Here is an 18998-nt window from a genome sequence, read left to right on the forward strand (position 1 = left end):
ATTTGCAGCGCAAGGGGGCGCTGGTGCAGGAACCGGCGAACCGATTCCTGTCGGGCGGATCAGTTCAGGCCCAGCTTGCCGCGCAGGGTGGAGAGGTCCTCGGCCAGGGTGTTGACCGGGCCCACCAGGGCCTTGCGGTCGTTGTCCTTGACCTTGTCGTAGGTCATGAAGCCACCGTCCGCAGTCTTGTAGTTGGCCAGGATCTTGTTCACGGTGGCGAAGTTCTTGTCCACCTTGGCGACGAAGGCCTGGTCCTGTTTCTCGATCTGTGGGCGGAACAGGTCGACGATCTTCTTGGCCCCGTCGATGTTGCCCTGCAAGTCATAGAGGTCGGTGTGGCTGTAGCGATCTTCCTCGCCGGAGACCTTGGTCGCGGCCACTTCCTCGAGCAGCGCGGCGGCGCCACCGACCACTTTTTCCGGTGGGAAGGTCAGGCCGGCGACGCGGGCCTGCAGGTCCTTGATGTCCTTGTTCAGGCGGTCGGCCAGGTCGCCCAGGCCCTGGGTGCTGTTCTCGGAGAACAACGAGTACTCCAGGCGGTGGAAACCGGTGAAGTCCTCGGCCTTGACCCCTTGTTCATGGTCGTCGACGCGCGAGTCGATGGAGGCGTCCAGGTCGCTGAACAGCTCGGCGATCGGCTCGATCGATTCGTAGTAGACCCGGGTCGGTGCATAGAGCTGCCGGGCCTTGGCCAGGTCGCCTTGCTTCACCGCATCGGTGAACTGCTGGGTATGGCTGGCCAGTTCATCCAGTTGTTCGGTGACGTAGATCTTGTAGTCGGAGATCGGCCCCACCAGCTCCAGCGGCGCCGGCGCGGCCAGTGCCGACAGCGGAGCGTGGAGCAAGCCAAGGGTCAGCAACACAGCGAGAGGCGACTTTTTCATGGGACGTTTCCGTGGGGGTTATTGTGGTGGGGCAGATCAGGTATTGGCCTTGGCAGCCGTGGCGGCGAGCAACGACCGACCGATGAAGTCCTGGTCGCTGGTGACTCCCGGCAGGGTGAAGAAATAACCGCCGCCGGTGGGCTTGAGGTACTCCTCCAGGGGTTCGCCGTTGAGCCGGTTCTGCACGGTGATGAAGCCTTTCTCCAGGTCCGCCTGGTAGCAGATGAACAACAGGCCCATGTCCAGCTGGCCGTTCTTGTTCACGCCGTTGGAGTAGTTGAACGGCCGGCGCAGGATCAGGTTCTGCTGGGTCTTGGCGGTGCGCGGGTTGGCCAGGCGGATGTGGGCATCGAGCTTGGTCACCTTGCCGTGGGGGTCCTTGGCGTAGTCGGGGACCTGGCTTTCCCACTGGCCGTCCAGGGGCGCGCCGCTGGCCTTGATCCGGCCGAGGATGCTTTCCTGCTCTTGCAGCGGGGTGCGGTCCCAGCGTTCGACGAAATTGCGGATGATGCGCACCGCCTGGTAGCTGCCATGGGCGGCCCAGGCCGGTTCGTCGCTGCCGGGCTGGACCCAGACGATCTGCTGCATGGCCTTCTGGTCGTTGGAGTCGGGGTTGGCCGAACCGTCGCGAAAGCCCAGGAAGTTGCGCGCGCTCTGAGCCGGCTGGCCCGGTTTGGCCGGGGCCTGGGGCGGTACGCTGCCTTCCTGTTTCCAGCGCACCAGCAGCAGGTCCGGCAGGTTCTTCACGATATCGCGCAGGGCATGGATGTTGGTGTCGGCGGTGTTGGAGCAGAACTGCAAACTCAGGTCGCCATGGCAGCAGGCCGGTTCCAGGGCGTCGTTGGGAAAGCCCACCATGCGCACCAGGCGCTTGGGCTTGGCGTCGGCCAGGCCGAAGCGCTCGTCGAACAGTGACTCGCCCACCGAGACGGTGATGGTCAGGTTGTCCGGGGTCACCACCGGGCCGAGGATGCCCGAGTCCAGCGGCGGCAGCTTCGGATCGACCTGGGGCACCGGGCCGCCCTGCATGAGGAAGGCGATGCGCGCATTGAGGGTGCGGAACAGGCGCTCCAGGTCGTCGCGGTCGCTGGCCAGGACATCGAAGGCCACCATCATTCCGGCAGCAGGGCGCGCGGTGACGATGCCGCTCTGGTGCTGGCCATGGAAGGCGTTGCGTTCCTGGGTCCGGTCGCTGCTGGGCGCCACGGTCACCTGGGCCGGCACCTGCTCGGCCATGGCCGGGCCGGCCAGGCTGCTGCCGGCCAGGGCCATGCCGGCGGCGCCCATGCCCAACAGCACACGCCGGCGCTGGGCATCGAAGGAAGGGTTGGACTGGTCTGAATCGTTCATGGCGCAGGACTCGTGTGGTTACAGGCCCGAAAGGCCCAGTGCGGGATCGATGCCATCGAGGGCGTCGGCCAGGGCCTTGGCCTTGTCGGCGAGTGCTTGGCGTTGGCTGATGTCGACCTTGTCATAGGTTTGGTAGCCGAAGCCGTCGCGCAGGTTGTCCAGGCGCGTGTCCAGGGCGTTACCGGCCTCATCCACCCGGGCCAGTAACGGCGCGGCGGACTTGGCCAGCAGCGGCCGCAGCAGGTAGACGACCTTGCGCGTGGTCTCCAGGTTGGCGGCGAAACCGCTGAGGTCGCTGTGGCTGTAGCGTTCCTCCTCGCCGCTGGTGGCACGCAACTCGGCCAGGTTGCGGATGGTGCGGGCGACGCTGCCCACCAGCTGTTCCGGCGGCAGGGTCTGGGCCAGCAGTTGCTGCTTGAGGCTGGCGACATCCTGGGCCAGGCGCTGGGCCACCGGGGCCAGGCCGTTCAGGTCGCGGCGCTGGAACAGCCCGTACTCCAGGCGGTGGAAGCCACTGAAGCCTGGGTCTTGCTCGCGTTGCTCGAAGTAATCGGCGCGGGCATTGATGGCGTTGTCTAGCTCGGCCAGGCGCTGGGCGGCCGGAGCCAGGCGCTGGTAGGCGGCGCGGGCCGGCACGTAGAGGGCCTGGGCCTGGGCCAGGTCATCGGCCTCGATGGCTTGCTGCAAGGCCGCGACCGCCTTGACCAGGGCGCCGCCCTGGGTGCTCAGGTAGACGCGAAACTCCGACAGCGGGCCGACGAAGGCCACCAGCGACGGCCGGGCCTTGGCCTGGGCGTCGGATTCGGCGGTGGGGGTCACGTGCAGGGTGCCGCGGGGATTGCTCAGCAGGCCGCAGGTGATGGCGTAGTCGCCGGGCTGCAGGTTGGCGTTGATCACCTGGCTCAGGCCCGGGGCGATGTTTTCCCGTTCCTCGACCACCAGCACGCCATCGAGGATTTCCCACTCCACGGCGCGTTCCGAGCGGTTGACGATGCGGAAGCTGGCACGGCCGGCGGGCACGGTAAGCGCGTTGGGCTCGCAGCTGTGCGGGTGGATGGTCACGGCGATCTCGCCCTGGTGGGCCTGGCGCTTGCCGGCTGCCAGGTGCGAGGCGTAGTAGAACAGCCCGCCGGCGGCGACCATCACGATCACCGAACCGGCAACCGCCCAACGCAGAGCGCGAGGCGGCGAGGCCTGGGGAGAGGCTTGCTGGGTCATGGGGAGCCTTACTGACTGGAAACGGAAGACGAGCCGGGTGCCTTGGCTAGCGTGGCGCCGGGCAGGAAGAACAGCACCAGGGTCACCGCCAGGTACAGCACGTAGGCGCCCAGGGTGCTGATGGTAGGGGCCTCCTGGTAGCCGAACATGCCGGCCAGGACCGAGCCCAGGGGGCTGTCCATGGGCAGGCTGGCGCTGAAGTCGAACAGCACGGTCTGCAGGTGGTTCCACAGCCCGGCCTCATGCAGTGCCTGCACCGAGTTGGCGAGGATGCCGGCGGCCACCACCAGGATGAACAGCCCGGTCCAGCGGAAGAAGGCGCCGAGGTTCAGGCGCATGCTGCCGGTATAGATCAGGTAGCCGACGATGATCGCCGCCACCAGCCCCAGCAGGGCGCCGATGGGCGCGCCGGGGCCTTCGCTCTGCTGGAATACCGCCAACAGGAAGAACACCGTTTCCAGGCCTTCGCGGGCGACGGCGAAGAACACCATGGCGATCAGGGCGATGAGCTGGTTCCGGGAGCCGGCCAGGGCCTGGTCCAGGGAGGCGTGCAGGGAGTGCTTGATGCAGCGCGCGACCTTGCGCATCCAGAACACCATGGAGCTGAGGATGCCCACGGCCACCAGGCCGACGAGGCCCTCGAACAATTCCTGTTGCTTCTGCGGGAACTCGGCGCTCACCAGCTCCAGTCCGCCGCCGACCAGCAGGGCCAGGGCCGCGGCGAGGAACACGCCGACCCACACGGCGGGCAGCCACTGGCCGCGTCCGGTCTGTTGCAGGTAGCTGGCGATGATGCCAACGATGAGCGCGGCTTCGATCCCTTCGCGCAGCATGATCAGAAATGGAACGAGCATTCGGCCCCCGCGGGGAAAACAAGGTAGGGAGCTAAGTTGTAACATAATGATACTTGTTGCTAAATGAAAATCATTGACAACTGCTGAACGGAAGCTGAACGAGATCGCTTCTCAAAGCGTGACGTCTCTGTCGGTTCGGCTCGGTCGATGATGTCTTGCCGACGGCCGTCGTCCCGCATCGGGAGCCGCGGCTGCTCGATGGACACGTCGATGGCCGGCCCATGCGGGAGAGCTGCAGGTCTCGTGCAGCGCGGTGCCAGGTGCACTGGCAAGGACTCAGGCCCCAGTGTTGCAGGAGGCCGGGTTGAAGAGGGCAAATACCCTCTGGATACGACGCCGCCAGGGGTCAGGTGCGGTTCTTGGCCTCGATCCACTGGGCCATGTATTGGGTGCTCTTGTGATGGTGGTGGCGCAACATGGCGCCGGTGAAGTTGTCCCGACGCTCTTGGGCCAGATGCTCGCGGCATTCTTGCAGGCGCTGGATCAACGCCGGGCCGTGGACGTGCCGCCGGTAACGGGCCTCTAGCAGTTGCGCGCCATCGGCCTGGGCCTGTTGCCACAAGGCCTGGTCCTGGTACAGGCGCACTGCCGCCGTCGCCAGGGCGCTGGCGGATTCGGCGACCATGCCCGGCCAGGGCAGGCCGGGTTCGTTCATGGATTCGCTACCAATGGGCGTGGTCACGCTGGGGGTGCCGCAGAGCATGGCATCGAGCAGCTTGCCCTTGATCCCGGCGCCAAAGCGCAAGGGCGCCAGGCAGATGCGTGCGGCGCTCATCACCTGCAAGGCATCTTCGGCCCAGTTCATGATGTAGAAGCCCTGGGCGGGGTTATGCAGCGCCACCGCCTTGGGTGGGGTATAGGCGCCGTACAGGTGCAGTTGCGCGTTCGGTAGCTGCTGGCGGATCAACGGCCATACACGGCTTTTCATCCAGAGCACGGCGTCCCAGTTCGGCGCGTGGCGGAAATTGCCGATGCTGAGGAAGTGCTCGCGCTGCTCGAAGGGCGCGCAGGCCCGGGGCCCTGGGTCGAGCATCAGCGGACACCAGTGCAGCAATGCCGGTGGCAGGCCGAACTGCTCCCGCAGCAGTTGGATCTCCACCTGGGAAATCATCAGGCTGAGGTCGCAACGGTAGATAGCGGCGATCTCGCGCTTGGCCAGGTCGGTCTCGGCCATGTGCCGGAATTCGTCCGCCCGGGCCTGGGCGAACAGCGGGCTGAAGTCGTCGTCCGCGGCACCGCTGTTCAGGTGGTCCTTGAGGCGTTGGTGGCGGGCATGGCGCAGGCATTGCAGGTCCGAGGTCTCCAGGACCCGCACGGCAGTGGGGCAGTGCTGCTCCACGCGCCAGCCGAATTGCTCTTCCATCATGAACTGGTCGAACAGCACGATGTCCGGCGCCAGTTCGGCGACGAAGCGGTCGAAGCTGGCGTTGTTCAGTTCGATCGGACATTCACGGATGCCCAGGGCCTCTAGGTCTTCCTTGTGTTCGCCGGGCTTGGCCGGGCTACTGAAGGTCAGGTCCCAGCCCTGGTCGAGAAAGCACTGCAGGATCTGCATCATGTGCCCGCCGGCGGCCGAGGAGCGCGGTTCGGGCCAGACGTAGCCAATGACCAGGACCTTGATCGCGGCGGTGATGGGCATGGAATAGGGTTCCTGGCGAGCGAGGGCGAAAAAACGCCATTAAACCACAGCCCTGGAGGCTGGCGCCCGCTTCAGCCGAGGATGCTGCGCACCTTGTCGCGCAACTGGTCGATGGAGAACGGCTTGCCGATCACCGCCATGCCGCCGGGTACGTCGATGGACTCGGCGTAGCCGCTGGCGAACAGCACCGGTAACCGGGGACGCAGCAGCAATGCGCGCTCGGCCAGTTCCCGACCGTTCATGCCCGGCAGTCCGACATCGGTCATCAGCAGGTCGATGGGTTGCTCCCGGTCCTGCAAGCGTTCCAGCGCCGCGTCACTGCCATCGGCCTCGAGCACTGCGAATTCCAGTTCTTCGAGGACGTCGACGATCAGCATGCGCACGATGGCATCGTCTTCGACGACTAGGATGGTGGGGGCACTAGCGGGCATAGGGGCACTCTCAAGGGGTGGATTCGGTGGAGCCGCGGCAAGCGGCCTTGTGCATCAGTAAATGGCGCGAGGTCACAAGTTCCCGAAACTGTACAAAAAAATCGCTTGTACAAGTGCCAGCAAGAATAACCGCTTCTATTGTCCTAAGGCAGAGCAAATCCCAGATTACCGGCATGCAGGTTATAAAAAATAGCTGCGATGGCCGAATGTGGGGCAAACTTCCTTTCTTTTACCAGTGCCAAGGTCCATCCAATGATTCGTCCGTCCTCGGTTGATGAACAGAGTTTTCGCAAGCTGCTGACCCGCAACATCAGCCTGCCTCTTGGCGTGGGCGTACTCAGTGCGGTGTTTTTCGTGTCCTTGATCACCTACCTGCTGTCGGTGATCCAGTGGGTGCAGCACACCGACCGGGTGATCAACAACTTCAACGAGGCCGCGCGCCTGACCATCGACCTGGAAACCGGCATGCGCGGTTTCCTGATCACCGGCAACGAAAAATTCCTCGATCCCTATGAGGTGGCCAAGCCGCGCATCATCAGCGAACTGCGGGGTTTGCAGGATCTGGTGGCGGACAATCCGCAGCAGGTGGACCGGGTCCGGCGCATCGAGGCCTTGCAACTGGAATGGAACAACTACGCACAGGGCATGATCGAGCTGCGCCGCAATAACGGCGACTACCGCGAGGCGGTGCTGGCCGGACGCGGCAAGCGCCTGACCGACGAGGTACGCAAGGAGTACGACGATGCGGTGGACGTGGAGCAGCAATTGCGCCAGCAGCGTAATGAGAACGTCAGTCGCACCACGATTTTCAGCGTCGCCCTGTACCTGCTGTTCGTGGTGGGCATCAGCGGCTTGCTGGCCTATGTCGGGCGCCGCGACCTGCTGGCCCTGTCGCGCAGCTACAGCGATAACCTCGAGGCTGAGCTGCGCAGTGCCCGCATGCTGGAGCGCCAGGCCTGGCTACGCAACGGCCAGACCGAGTTGGCCGAACAGATGCTGGGGCAGTTGAGCCTGAACCTGCTGGGACGCAACGTCCTGCAGTTCTGTGCCCAGTACCTGGGAACGGCGGTGGCGGCCTTGTATGTGCGCGAAGAGCACGGCGGTCTCAAGCGCGTGGCAGCCTATGGCTTCTCCCGCGAGCAGGAAGAGCAGGGGCAGGCGCTGTACAGCGATGAGGGCCTGGTGGGGCAGGCGGCCCAGCACAAGCGGGTGATTCGCCTGGACGAGGTGCCGGTCGATTACTTCAAGGTCAGCTCGGGCCTGGGCGAGGGTCTGCCCCGCAGCGTGCTGGTGGTGCCGACCCATGACGACGACCGGGTCAACGGCGTGATCGAACTGGGCTTCCTGCGCGAGTTGGGCGAGCGCGATATCGAGTTCCTGGAACTGATAGCCGGCAACATCGGCACTTCCATCGAGGCGGCGCGCTATCGCCAACGCTTGCAGGAAGTGCTGGCCGAGACCCAGCAGCTCAACGAAGAACTGCAGGTGCAGCAGGAAGAGCTCAAGACCGCCAACGAGGAGCTGGAAGAACAGTCGCGGATTCTCAAGGAGTCCCAGGCGCATCTGGAAACCCAGCAAGTGGAGCTGGAGCAGACCAACGAACAGCTGGCGGAACAGGCTCAGGTGCTGTCCGAGCAGCGCGACGCCATGGATCGCAAGAACAGCGAGCTCAACGATGCGCAGGTCAAGCTGCAGGAGCGCGCCGAAGAACTGCAGCGCTCGAGCAAGTACAAGTCCGAGTTCCTTGCCAACATGTCCCACGAGCTGCGCACGCCGCTCAACAGTTCGCTGATCCTGGCCAAGCTGCTGGCCGAGAACGCCCAGGAAAATCTCAGCGAAGAGCAGGTCAAGTTCGCCGAGTCGATCTATTCCGCGGGCAACGACCTGCTTAACCTGATCAACGACATCCTGGACATCTCCAAGGTCGAGGCCGGCAAGCTCGAGGTCCGGCCGGAGAACGCCAGCGTATCGCGCCTGGTGGAGGGCTTGAGCAACCTGTTCCAGCCGCTGACGGCGGAAAAAGGCCTGGAGTTTCGCGTGGAGCTGCAACCCGGGGCGCCGCAGACGCTGTTCACCGATCGCCAGCGGGTCGAGCAAGTGCTCAAGAACCTGCTGTCCAACGCTGTCAAGTTCACCGAGCAGGGCCAGGTCAGCCTGACGGTGTCCGCCCACCCCGGTGCCGGGATCGCCTTCGCCGTGCAGGACTCCGGGATCGGCATCGCCCAGGACCAGCAGGAAAGCATCTTCGAAGCCTTCCGCCAGGCCGATGGCACCACCAACCGGCGTTATGGCGGCACCGGCCTGGGCCTGTCCATTTCTCGCGACCTGGCCAACCTGCTGGGGGGCTCCATCAGCGTCAGCAGTGAGCCGGGGCGCGGCAGTATCTTCACCCTGGTCTTGCCGGAGCACTACGACGCCGAGTCGCCGGTGCTCCCGGCGGAACCGGCACCGCTTGCGCCGGTGGCCGTGCTCCAACCGCCGCAAGCGGTGCCGGAGGTAGTGGTGGAGCCTGCCCCGATCCCGCGTTTCGCCGACGACCGGGACAAGGCGCCGTTCAGCGGCCGCAGCATCCTGGTGGTGGAGGATGAAGCCAACTTCGCTCATATCCTCTTCGACCTGGCCCACGAGCTGGGCTACCAGTGCCTGGTGGCCCACGGCGCCGACGAAGGCTACGGCCTGGCCACGCAGTTCATCCCCGATGCGATCCTTCTGGACATGCGCCTGCCCGACCACTCAGGCCTGACCGTGCTGCAGCGGCTCAAGGAGCATCCGCAGACCCGGCACATCCCTGTGCACGTGATCTCGGTCGAAGACCGGGTGGAAGCGGCGATGCACATGGGCGCCGTGGGCTATGCGGTCAAGCCCACCACCCGCGAGGAGCTCAAGGACGTCTTCGCTCGCCTGGAGGCCAAGCTGACGCAGAAGGTCAAGCGCGTGCTGCTGGTGGAGGACGACGATCTGCAGCGCGACAGCATCGCCCGGCTGATCGGCGACGACGATATCGAGATCACCGCCGTGGGCCTGGCCCAGGACGCCCTGGAGTTGCTGCGCGAGAACATCTACGACTGCATGGTCATCGACCTCAAGCTGCCGGACATGCTGGGCAACGACCTGCTCAAGCGCATGTCCACCGAGGACATCTGTTCGTTCCCGCCGGTGATCGTCTACACCGGGCGCAACCTGACCCGCGACGAAGAGGCCGAGCTGCGCAAGTATTCGCGCTCGATCATCATCAAGGGCGCACGCTCGCCGGAGCGCCTGCTGGACGAAGTGACGCTTTTTCTGCACAAAGTCGAATCCCAGTTGTCCCATGAACGGCAGAAGATGCTCAAGACCGCCCGCAGCCGCGACAAGGTGTTCGAGGGGCGCAAGATCCTCCTGGTGGACGATGACGTGCGCAACATCTTCGCCTTGACCAGTGCCCTGGAACACAAGGGCGCGGTGGTGGTGATCGGTCGTAACGGCCTGGAAGCCATCGCGAGGCTCAACGAGGTCGACGACATCGATCTGGTACTGATGGATGTGATGATGCCGGAGATGGACGGTTTCGAGGCCACCACGCAGATCCGCAAGGATCCGCGCTGGCGCAAGCTGCCGATCATCGCCGTCACCGCCAAGGCCATGAAGGACGACCAGGAGCGTTGCCTGCAGGCCGGCGCCAACGACTACCTGGCCAAGCCCATCGATCTTGACCGGTTGTTTTCACTTATCCGCGTGTGGCTACCCAAGATGGAAAGAATTTAGTGGAGCGCAATACCGAGATCGAACTGCGTCTGTTGATCGAAGCTATCTACCTTAAATACAGCTACGACTTTCGCGATTACTCCGGCGCTTCGATCAAGCGCCGGGTGCACCATGCCTTGCGCCAGTTCGACTGCAAGACCATTTCCGCTTTGCAGGAGCGGGTCCTGCACGACCCGACCGCCTTCATGCAGTTGCTGCAGTTCCTGACCATCCCGGTCAGCGAGATGTTTCGCGACCCTTCGCACTTCCTGGCCATTCGCCAGGAAGTGGTGCCGCTGCTCAGGACCTATCCGTCGCTGAAGATCTGGATCGCCGGGTGCAGCACCGGTGAAGAGGTCTATTCCATGGCCATCCTGCTGCGCGAGGAAGGGCTGCTGGAGCGCACCATCATCTACGCCACGGACATCAACCCTAGTTCCCTGGAAAAGGCCAAGCAGGGCATCTTCTCCCTGGAGAACGTGCGGGCCTATGCCCACAACTACCAGCGTGCCGGCGGCAAGCGTTCCTTCGCCGACTACTACACCGCCGCCTACGACTACGCGATCTTCGACAAGAGCCTGCGCGAGAACTTGACCTTCGCCGACCACAGCCTGGCCACCGACAGCGTATTTTCCGAGACGCATTTGATTTCTTGTCGTAACGTATTGATTTATTTCAATAAAAAGCTTCAGGATCGGGCCTTCGGATTGTTTCATGAGTCCCTTTGCCACCGTGGTTTCCTGGTGCTGGGCAGCAAGGAAACCCTGGACTTTTCCGCCTATGCCAAGCATTTCGAGCCTTTGGTCAAACAAGAACGGATCTACCGCAAGTCATGAGCCAGGACATTTGCAGTACCAATCCCCGGCCGCGGATCGAGGCCGTGGTGGTGGGCGCTTCCGCTGGCGGCGTCGAGGCCTTGCTGAGCCTGTTCGGCGACCTTGGCCGTGGGTTTCGCCTGCCGGTGATCGTGGTCCTGCACCTGCCTGATGAGCGCCGCAGCCAATTGGCCGAGGTGTTCGGCCGACGCCTGTCGCTGCGAGTCAAGGAAGCCGACGACAAGGAACAGATCGTGCCGGGCACCCTGTACTTCGCGGCTCCTGGCTACCACCTGTCGGTGGAGCAGGACCGCAGCCTGTCCCTGAGCCAGGAGGAGCGGGTCCACCATTCGCGCCCATCCATCGACTACTTGTTCGAGTCCGCCGCCGATGCTTATGGCGAGCGCCTGGCCGCCGTACTGCTGACCGGGGCCAACCAGGATGGCGCCGCCGGGCTGGCCGAGGTCAAGCGCCAGGGCGGCCTGACCATCGTCCAGGACCCCGGCGAGGCCCAGGTATCGACCATGCCCGATGCCGCACTGGCCTTGCACCAGCCGGACCATATCCTCCCTTTGCGCGGTATCAGCTTGCTGCTGGCCGAGCTGGAACGAATCGCATGTTGAGTAATATCCAAGCCAAGTTGCTGATCGTCGACGATCTGCCGGAAAACCTGCTGGCCCTGGAGGCGCTGATCAAGCGCGAGGACCGTCAGGTGTACAAGGCGCTGTCGGCCGACGAGGCCTTGTCGCTGTTGCTCCAGCATGAGTTCGCCATGGCCATCCTCGATGTACAGATGCCCGGCATGAACGGCTTCGAGCTGGCGGAGCTGATGCGTGGTACCGAGAAGACCAAGAACATCCCGATCATCTTCGTCAGCGCCGCCGGGCGCGAGCTCAACTATGCCTTCAAGGGCTACGAGAGCGGGGCGGTGGACTTTCTGCACAAGCCCCTGGACATTCACGCGGTCAAGAGCAAGGTCAACGTGTTCGTCGACCTGTACCGCCAGAGCAAGGCCATGAAGCAGCAGGTCGAGGCCCTGGAGCAGAGCCGGCGCGAGCAGGAGGCCCTGCTCAGGCAATTGCAGGCCACCCAGAACGAGTTGGAGCAGGCCGTGCGCATGCGCGATGACTTCATGTCGATCGTTGCCCATGAAGTGCGCACGCCCCTCAATGGTCTGATTCTCGAGACCCAGCTGCGCAAGATGCACCTGGCCCGGGACAATGCCGCGGCCTTCAGCCTGGACAAGATGCACGCCATGGTCGATCGCGACGAACGGCAGATCAAGAGCCTGATCCGGTTGATCGAGGACATGCTGGACATCTCGCGAATTCGTACCGGCAAGTTGTCGATCCGCCCGTCACGTTTCGACCTGGCGCAGTTGGTGCGAGGCCTGGTAGAGAACTTCGCGCCCCAGGTGGAGGCGGCGCAGTCCACCCTGAGCCTGGACGCCGAGGAGCCGGTGGAAGGCAACTGGGACGAGTTCCGCATCGAGCAGGTGGTTTCCAACTTGCTGACCAATGCCCTGCGCTACGGCGCCAAGAGCCCTATCCAGGTGCGGGTTTATTGCCAGGAAGGGGAGGCCCGGATCGAGGTCCGCGACCATGGGATCGGGATCAGCGAGGACAACCAGAGGCGCATCTTCCAGCAGTTCGAGCGGGTCAGCGCCAGCCATGTGGCCGCGGGCCTGGGCCTGGGCCTGTTCATTTCCGAGCAGATCGTCACCGCCCACGGCGGCACGATCAGCGTCGAAAGCCGGATTGGCGAGGGGGCCATGTTCCGGGTCGCCCTGCCGCTGGCGGAGGCGGCATTGTCCACTGGTGCGTAAAAGCGTCACGCCCACGCAACCTCTGCGTGAGCCAATGGTCGTACAGTGGCTGCTGACGTTTGCCTGCGGGCAGGTCGGCAAACGCCAACAGCTCCTTGCAGTAATTGACCGAACAAAGGTTTTCCATGAGTGAAGATGCACAAGACGTCGTACTGATCGTCGAAGATGAACCGGTGATAATGATGTTGCTGGCCGATTACCTGTCGGGCCTGGGCTATCGGGTACTGCAGGCCGAGAACGGCGAACAGGCGTTCGAGATCCTGGCCACCAAACCCAACCTGGACCTGATGGTCACCGACTACCGGCTGCCGGGTGGCATCACCGGGGTGATGATCGCCGAACCCGCGGTCAAGCTGCGCCCGGACCTGAAGGTGATTTTCATCAGCGGATATCCCAATGAAATCCTCGAGTGCGACAGCCCTATCACCCGCAAGGCGCCGATCCTGGCCAAGCCGTTCGACCTCGACAGCTTGCACGAGCAGATCCAGCGGTTGCTGGCCTGAGCGGCCTCAGTCGCGGAGCATTTCCCGCACCTTGGTGGTCAGCAGGTCGAAGGTGAACGGCTTGGTGATCAGTTGCATGCCAGGGTCGAGGAAGCCGCCCCGGACCGCCGCATGCTCGGCGTAGCCGGTGATGAACAGCACCTTGAGCTCTGGGCGCAGTTGCCGACCGATTTCCGCCAGCTGCCGGCCGTTCATGCCCGGCAGGCCCACGTCGCTGACCAGGAGGTCGATGCGCTGTGCTGAATCGAGGATCGGCATGGCGCCCTGGGCGTCGCCGGCCTCGATGAAGTGGTACCCCAACTCGCCCAGCACGGTACTGACCAGCACCCGCACCGCCGGGTCATCCTCGACGATCAGTACCGTCTCGCCGTTTTCCACGGTGGTCGCTTGCTCCTGCACCTGATGTTCATCGCTGGTCGAGTCACCGCGAAAACGCGGCAGGTACAGGCAGACCTGGGTGCCCTGGCCCTGGGTGCTGTCCAGGGTCACGTGGCCGTGGGACTGCTTGCTGAAGCCATAGATCATCGATAACCCAAGGCCCGTGCCCTGGCCGATGGGCTTGGTGGTGAAGAAGGGGTCGAATACCCGGTTGAGGATGGCTTCGGGCATGCCGCAACCGTTGTCGCTGACCCGCAGCACCACATAGTCGCCGGGCTCGAGGTTGTCGTGGGCCTGGGTGAAGCTAAGGTCCAGCTGGCGATTGAAAGTCTCCACCAGCAACTGGCCACCGTCGGGCATGGCGTCGCGGGCATTGAGTGCAAGGTTGAGCAGGGCGCTCTCGAGCTGGTTGGGGTCGGCCTCGGCCACCCACAGCTGCTCGCCCAGGCGCAGTTCCAGCTGGATGTTCTCGCTGAGGCTGCGTTGTAGCAGCTCGCCCATGGCGCTGACCAGGGCATTCATCTCCACGGGCTTGGCATCCAGCGACTGGCGCCGGGAGAAGGCCAGCAGGCGGTGGGTCAGTCCGGCGGCGCGGTTGGCCGAGGTCACCCCGAGTTCGATCAGGCTGTCCAGATCCTCGGTCCGGCCCCGGGCCAGGCGCCGGCGCAGCAGCTCCAGGCTGCCGATGATGCCGGTGAGCATGTTGTTGAAGTCATGGGCGATACCGCCGGTGAGCTGGCCCACGGCCTCCATCTTCTGCGACTGGCGCAGGGCCTCTTCGTTGTGCCGCAGCTGCGCGGTGCGCTCCTCTACCTGCTGTTCCAGGGTTTCCAGGGTGCGTTGCAGGCGCAGTTCGCTCTGGCTCAGGTCGACCAGTCGGTCACGAGCCTCGTATTGTCGGCGTCGGCCACGCAACGCGGTGCTGACCAGGCTGATCAGGGTAGCGGGGTGGAAGGGCCGCTCGAGGAAGCTGACATTGCCCAGGGGCGTGCTGAACCTGGCGGCCGGGTTCTGTTCCGGTCCGCCGTGGCGGGTCAGCAGCACGATGGGCAGGTCCGACCAGGCCGGCTGCTGCTCCAGATAACGCCGCAGCGGCTCGAGGTCGACTCCCAGCAAGGCTTCGGCGGCAATGATCGCCAATCCCGCGCCTTGCTCCAGTTCCTCGCAGAGGGCCGCCAGATGCGGGGTGACGAGGCTGCTGACCCCGGCTTCGCTCAGCATCCTCTGTGCCAGTTGGCTGTCGCGGCCATGGGGCGTGAGCACCAGGGCCCGTTCGGAAAAGGCCGGCCCTAGGGTCATGGCACCTCGTCCTTGAGCAATGGCTTGTCCTCGCCGTGGTAGTGGGGCACGCCGCGCAATACGCCCTGGAAGGCGTCAAGGGGTTCGCCGATGGTCAGGCCCCGGTCACTGATGCGGTATTCGCGAATGGTCGATTCGTGACTGCCAGTGCGTTTCTTGATGACCGATATGGCCCGGCGCACCTTGCCCAAGGATTCGAAGTAGCGCAGCAGGATCACCGTATCGGCCAGGTAGGTGATGTCCACCGGAGCTTGCATGTCGCCCACCAGGCCATGCTGGGCCACGGTCAGGAAGGTCGCCGCGCCCTGGCGGTTGAGATACAGCAATAGCTCGTGCATGTGCAGTATCAGGGCATTCTCCTCGGGCATCGCCGCCTGGTAGCCATTGATGCTGTCGATCACCACGGTCTTGATCTGGCCCTGGCCGACGCAGCGCCGCACCCGGTGCGACAGCTCGCCTGGCGTCAGCTCGGCAGCATCCACCTGTTCCACCACCAAGTCGCCGCTGTCGTGCAAGGCTTGCAGGTCGATACCCAGCTTGCCCATGCGCTCGAACAAGAGCCCCAGTTCCTCATCGAAGATGAACAGCGCGGCTTTCTCGCCCCGGGCCACGGCGGCGATGGCGAAGATCAGGGCCAGCAGCGACTTGCCGGTGCCGGCCGGGCCGAGGATCAGGGTGCTGGAACCGCTGGCGATCCCGCCGCCGAGCAGGGCGTCCAGTTCAGCGATGCCGCTGGCCAGGGTGCCGCGTTGGTAACCGCTGCGGTGCTCGGCCGCCACCAGGCGCGGGAACACATGCACGCCATTGCCGAGGATGGTGAAGTCGTGGAACCCGCCGCGGTATTTCTGGCCGCGGTACTTCATTATCCGGATACGCCGGCGTTCGGAGCCGTAGCCCGGCGTCAGTTCTTCCAATCGGATCACTGCGTGGGCCACGCTGTGCACGGTCTTGTCCAGGGTGTCGCTGGTCAGGTCGTCCAGCAGCAGGACGGTGGCGTCGTAGCGCACGAAGTAGTGCTTGATCGCCAGGATCTGGCGGCGATAACGCAGGGAATTCTGGGCCAGCAGGCGGATTTCCGAGAGGCTGTCGATCACCACCCGGGTCGGTTTGACCCGTTCCACCACCTCGAAGATCTGCCTTGTGGCTTCCCCCAATTCCAGGTCAGAGGAATACAGCAGGCTTTGCTGGTGCTCGGTATCGAGCAGGCTCTCCGGCGGGGTCAGCTCGAAGATGTGGATATTGTCGTCCAGCTCCCAGCCATGGGACTGGGCGCCCTGGCGCAGTTCGCGCTCGGTTTCCGACAGGGTGATGTACAGGCAGCGCTCACCGGCCTGGGCCCCGGCCCGCAGGAAGTGCAGGGCGATAGTGGTCTTGCCGGTGCCGGGTTCGCCCTCCAGCAGGAACACGTGGCTGCGCGACAGGCCGCCGTTGAGAATGTCGTCCAGGCCTTCGATGCCGGTGCCGGCCTTTTCGCTGAGCAACGTAGATGAAGTGATCAAGCAATCCCCTCGCAATGAGTTCGATCGGTGGCGGCCCGCGGGCCGCGATGCCGCTTTGTTCACTTGACCGTTTGCCGCCAGCGCGGTTCAACCTTTTATCGCCACCGGGGCTCGGGTGCGCAGGCCCATAACCATTCGCCTGGTCGAGCGCTGAAGGTCCTGTGGACTTTGTCGCAGCCTCGCGGGCTCGGCAGCGGCAACAACGGATGTAGCCGCTGCCGAAGGCTGCGCCCGGGCGCGCAGCGGCCGCAATACGCGGTGGCCTGGTGGGACGCTGAAGGTCCTGCTGGCCTTGTCGCGCCTCGCGCAGCGGCGAAGGCTCAGAGGCCCTGCTGCAGGGCCGGGTCGTCGGGGTTCTGCTGTTCCAGCTGGGCCAGCAGCACCTGGACATTCTGCAACTGGCCGCTTTCCTTCCAATAGCTGATCAGCAACACCCGCGCCTTGCGGTTGTAGGGTTGGCGCTGGACGATTTCCTCCAGCTGTTTCTGCGCGGCTTCCAGTTCCTGCTGGCTGTGCAGGGTAGTGGCCAGGTCGTAGCGGTAGGCGGCATTGTTCGGCTCCAGTTCCACTGCCCGGGCCAGGCCCAGCAGGGCGAACTCACCCTGGCCGTGCTGTAGCAGCCACAGCCCCAGGGCGTGCTGCAGGTAGGCCGAGTCCTGCTGGGCCTGCAGCTGCTTGGCCAGCAACTGGCGGGCCGCCTCGCTCTGGCCCTGCTTGTCCAGCACCTCGATCTGCAAGACCACCGCCTGCAGGTTGTCCGGCGCCAGTTTCAGTGCCTGCTCCAGGGTCTGCTGGGCCCTGGCCAGGTCGGCGTTGTGCAGGTACAGGCGCGCCAGCTGGTACTGGGCCTCGACATTATCGCCACGGGTCCTGAGCACCTGGGTGTATTCGTCGATCACCTGTTGCAGCGGGCCGAAGTACAGGCCCTGGTCGTCCGGGGACAGGCCCAGCAGGGCGTCCACCGCGGCGAAGCGCACGCTTTGCTCCGCATCGCTCAGCAGAGGTCCCAGCAGCAGGCTGCGCTTGCCGCTGGGCACCAGGCCGAGCACGCTCTTGATGGCCGCCTTGCGCACTTCGGGCGAAGGGTGCTGCAGGTCGGCGTCGGCCAGTTTCAAGGCCTGGGGGCTGGGGTAGTTGGGCAGCACCGCCAGCAGGCGGATACGTTGCTGGTCGTCGAGATCCGGACGGCCCAGTTGCTGGTAGAGCACCCTGGCCGCACCGGGTTGACCGTTGCGCGCCTTCTCCAGCGCCTGGCCGTAGCCGTGCCTGATGGCATCCGGCACCGCCGGTGGAGCGCTGCGCCAGAACGACCAGGTCAGGACCAGGAGGATGACGATGGGCAGGCTGATCAGCAGGTAGCGGCGGACTCGGGTCATGGGCACGGGAAATTGGCGACTTGAAGAGGGAGCAAGCTTCGACCAGGAACCGGCCCGAGTCAAACCCGGGATCAGGTCAGCACGTATTCCCGGGGTTCCAGCGGCGGTGGCAGTTGCGGTTCACCCAACGCCGCCAGCATTTCGCGCTCCAGGCCGCGCAGCAGGGCACTGCAGGGCAGGTCGTTGTCGTCGTAGCCGAAGGGGTTTTCGAGGTCGTCGCCGATCTCGTCCAGGCCCAGGAAGGTGTAGCTGACGATGGCGGTGAAGAGCGGCGTCAGCCAGCCCAGGGGTTCGGCCATGGCAAAAGGCAGGAGGATGCAGAACAGGTAGATGGTGCGGTGCAACAGCAAAGTGTAGGGGAAGGGCAGCGGGGTGTTCTGGATCCTTTCGCAGGCGGCTTGAACCAGGCTCAGGCTGACCAGGCGAGTTTCCAGCTGGGTATAGCGCCATTCGCTGATCAGCCCTTGCCGTGCCCAGTGCGAGCAGCGCCGGCCGATGTGCTGCAACTGGGCGTCGGTCAGGTTCGGGTGCTGCCGGTCCACGGGCGCCTGGGCCCAGGGCGCCAGGGCACTGGCCTCGTCCTCGTGGCGCAGCCGGGCGACCAGGCTGTGGGCGAAACCACAGAGGTCACGCAGCAAGCCTTCACGTTCGCGATGGCCTTCGAGCACCAGGCTCTCGCGGATCAGCGAGCGCACCTCGATGGCCAACTGCCCCAGTTGCTTGCGGCCTTCCCACCAGCGGTCATAGCAGGCGTTGTTGCGAAAGCTCATGAAGATCGACAACGACAGCCCCAGCAGGGTAAACGGCGTGGCGCTGACCCTGGAGAAGTAGCTGGGCTGCAAGGTTTCCACCAGCACTATGACCGAGGCCAGCAGGGTCACCAGGGCGCAGCGCAGGGCGATGCGCTTGGCGATCGAGCCCTTGAGGGCGAAGAGCAGGGCGATCAGGTTCGGTTTGGGACGCACGATCATGGGGACAAGGGCCTGGGCGACTACGAGGCGAGCGCAGGTTAGGAGCGGGCCGGGTGGCTGTCCAATCGTAATGGCCGACTGGTTGATCGATCTCCTCTATCGGCGATTCTTCGCCGTGTAGCCGCTGTCGAGCCATCGGCGAGGCTGCACGAAGGTCCGCAGGACCTTGCTTGGCGATCTTCAGCGGGTGCAAGCGCCTGCCCCTGCGGCATCGGTATGCCGCCCCGGCCGGG

15 protein-coding genes are annotated in these 18998 nt (G+C 64.6%); 5 read left to right on the forward strand and 10 right to left on the reverse strand.

Annotated features, from left to right (window positions below; genetic code table 11):
* Window positions 1-59: 59 nt before the first annotated feature.
* The 6 genes from efeO (H7A76_RS12485) to H7A76_RS12510 all read right to left on the reverse strand — a co-directional run bounded on the left by efeO (H7A76_RS12485) (window position 60) and on the right by H7A76_RS12510 (window position 6376).
* A complete protein-coding gene (gene efeO, locus H7A76_RS12485; RefSeq protein WP_185698761.1) occupies window positions 60-884 on the reverse strand; it encodes an iron uptake system protein EfeO in 825 nt (274 codons plus the stop codon).
* A 36-nt stretch (window positions 885-920) separates the two neighbouring features.
* A complete protein-coding gene (gene efeB / locus H7A76_RS12490) occupies window positions 921-2234 on the reverse strand; it encodes an iron uptake transporter deferrochelatase/peroxidase subunit (RefSeq protein ID WP_185698762.1) in 1314 nt (437 codons plus the stop codon).
* An 18-nt stretch (window positions 2235-2252) separates the two neighbouring features.
* A complete protein-coding gene (efeO, locus tag H7A76_RS12495) occupies window positions 2253-3452 on the reverse strand; it encodes an iron uptake system protein EfeO (RefSeq protein WP_185698763.1) in 1200 nt (399 codons plus the stop codon).
* 8 nt (window positions 3453-3460) lie between these two features.
* A complete protein-coding gene (gene efeU / locus H7A76_RS12500; RefSeq protein ID WP_185698764.1) occupies window positions 3461-4306 on the reverse strand; it encodes an iron uptake transporter permease EfeU in 846 nt (281 codons plus the stop codon).
* A gap of 346 nt (window positions 4307-4652) precedes the next feature.
* On the reverse strand, window positions 4653-5945 hold the full coding sequence (locus H7A76_RS12505) for a glycosyltransferase (protein ID WP_185698765.1): 1293 nt from the start codon (window positions 5943-5945) through the stop codon (window positions 4653-4655).
* A 71-nt stretch (window positions 5946-6016) separates the two neighbouring features.
* Window positions 6017-6376, reverse strand: a complete 360-nt coding sequence (locus H7A76_RS12510; protein WP_185698766.1) for a response regulator — start codon at window positions 6374-6376, stop codon at window positions 6017-6019.
* 252 nt (window positions 6377-6628) lie between these two features.
* Between H7A76_RS12510 and H7A76_RS12515 the strand changes: the two genes are divergently transcribed.
* The 5 genes from H7A76_RS12515 (at window position 6629) to H7A76_RS12535 (ending at window position 13242) form a co-directional block, all read left to right on the forward strand.
* Window positions 6629-10120, forward strand: coding sequence for a response regulator (locus tag H7A76_RS12515; protein ID WP_185698767.1), 3492 nt, complete (start codon window positions 6629-6631; stop codon window positions 10118-10120).
* On the forward strand, window positions 10120-10935 hold the full coding sequence (locus tag H7A76_RS12520; protein WP_185698768.1) for a CheR family methyltransferase: 816 nt from the start codon (window positions 10120-10122) through the stop codon (window positions 10933-10935). The genes H7A76_RS12515 and H7A76_RS12520 overlap by 1 nt, the downstream gene beginning before the upstream one ends.
* A complete protein-coding gene (locus H7A76_RS12525; RefSeq protein WP_185698769.1) occupies window positions 10932-11537 on the forward strand; it encodes a chemotaxis protein CheB in 606 nt (201 codons plus the stop codon). Before H7A76_RS12520 ends, H7A76_RS12525 begins: the two co-directional genes overlap by 4 nt.
* Complete coding sequence (locus tag H7A76_RS12530) at window positions 11531-12739, forward strand: hybrid sensor histidine kinase/response regulator (protein WP_185698770.1); 1209 nt, start codon at window positions 11531-11533, stop codon at window positions 12737-12739. Before H7A76_RS12525 ends, H7A76_RS12530 begins: the two co-directional genes overlap by 7 nt.
* Window positions 12740-12864: 125 nt before the next feature.
* The gene (locus H7A76_RS12535) at window positions 12865-13242 is read left to right on the forward strand and encodes a response regulator (RefSeq protein ID WP_185698771.1); all 378 of its coding nucleotides are present in this window, start codon (window positions 12865-12867) and stop codon (window positions 13240-13242) included.
* Between the two features lie 6 nt (window positions 13243-13248).
* Here H7A76_RS12535 and H7A76_RS12540 read toward each other — a convergent pair whose 3' ends face one another.
* The 4 genes from H7A76_RS12540 to H7A76_RS12555 form a co-directional block, all read right to left on the reverse strand.
* Entirely contained in the window at window positions 13249-14919 is a 1671-nt protein-coding gene (locus tag H7A76_RS12540) for an ATP-binding protein (protein ID WP_185698772.1), read from the reverse strand.
* On the reverse strand, window positions 14916-16418 hold the full coding sequence (locus H7A76_RS12545) for an ATPase domain-containing protein (RefSeq protein WP_185698773.1): 1503 nt from the start codon (window positions 16416-16418) through the stop codon (window positions 14916-14918). The genes H7A76_RS12540 and H7A76_RS12545 overlap by 4 nt, the downstream gene beginning before the upstream one ends.
* 320 nt (window positions 16419-16738) lie before the next feature.
* Window positions 16739-17794 (reverse strand): HEAT repeat domain-containing protein, encoded by a 1056-nt coding sequence (locus tag H7A76_RS12550; protein ID WP_185698774.1) that lies wholly within the window; start codon window positions 17792-17794, stop codon window positions 16739-16741.
* Between the two features lie 71 nt (window positions 17795-17865).
* Window positions 17866-18765 (reverse strand): bestrophin family protein, encoded by a 900-nt coding sequence (locus H7A76_RS12555; RefSeq protein ID WP_185698775.1) that lies wholly within the window; start codon window positions 18763-18765, stop codon window positions 17866-17868.
* Window positions 18766-18998 lie beyond the last annotated feature (233 nt).

The organism is Pseudomonas sp. MSSRFD41, assembly GCF_014230245.1.
Lineage (GTDB): Bacteria > Pseudomonadota > Gammaproteobacteria > Pseudomonadales > Pseudomonadaceae > Aquipseudomonas > Aquipseudomonas piscis.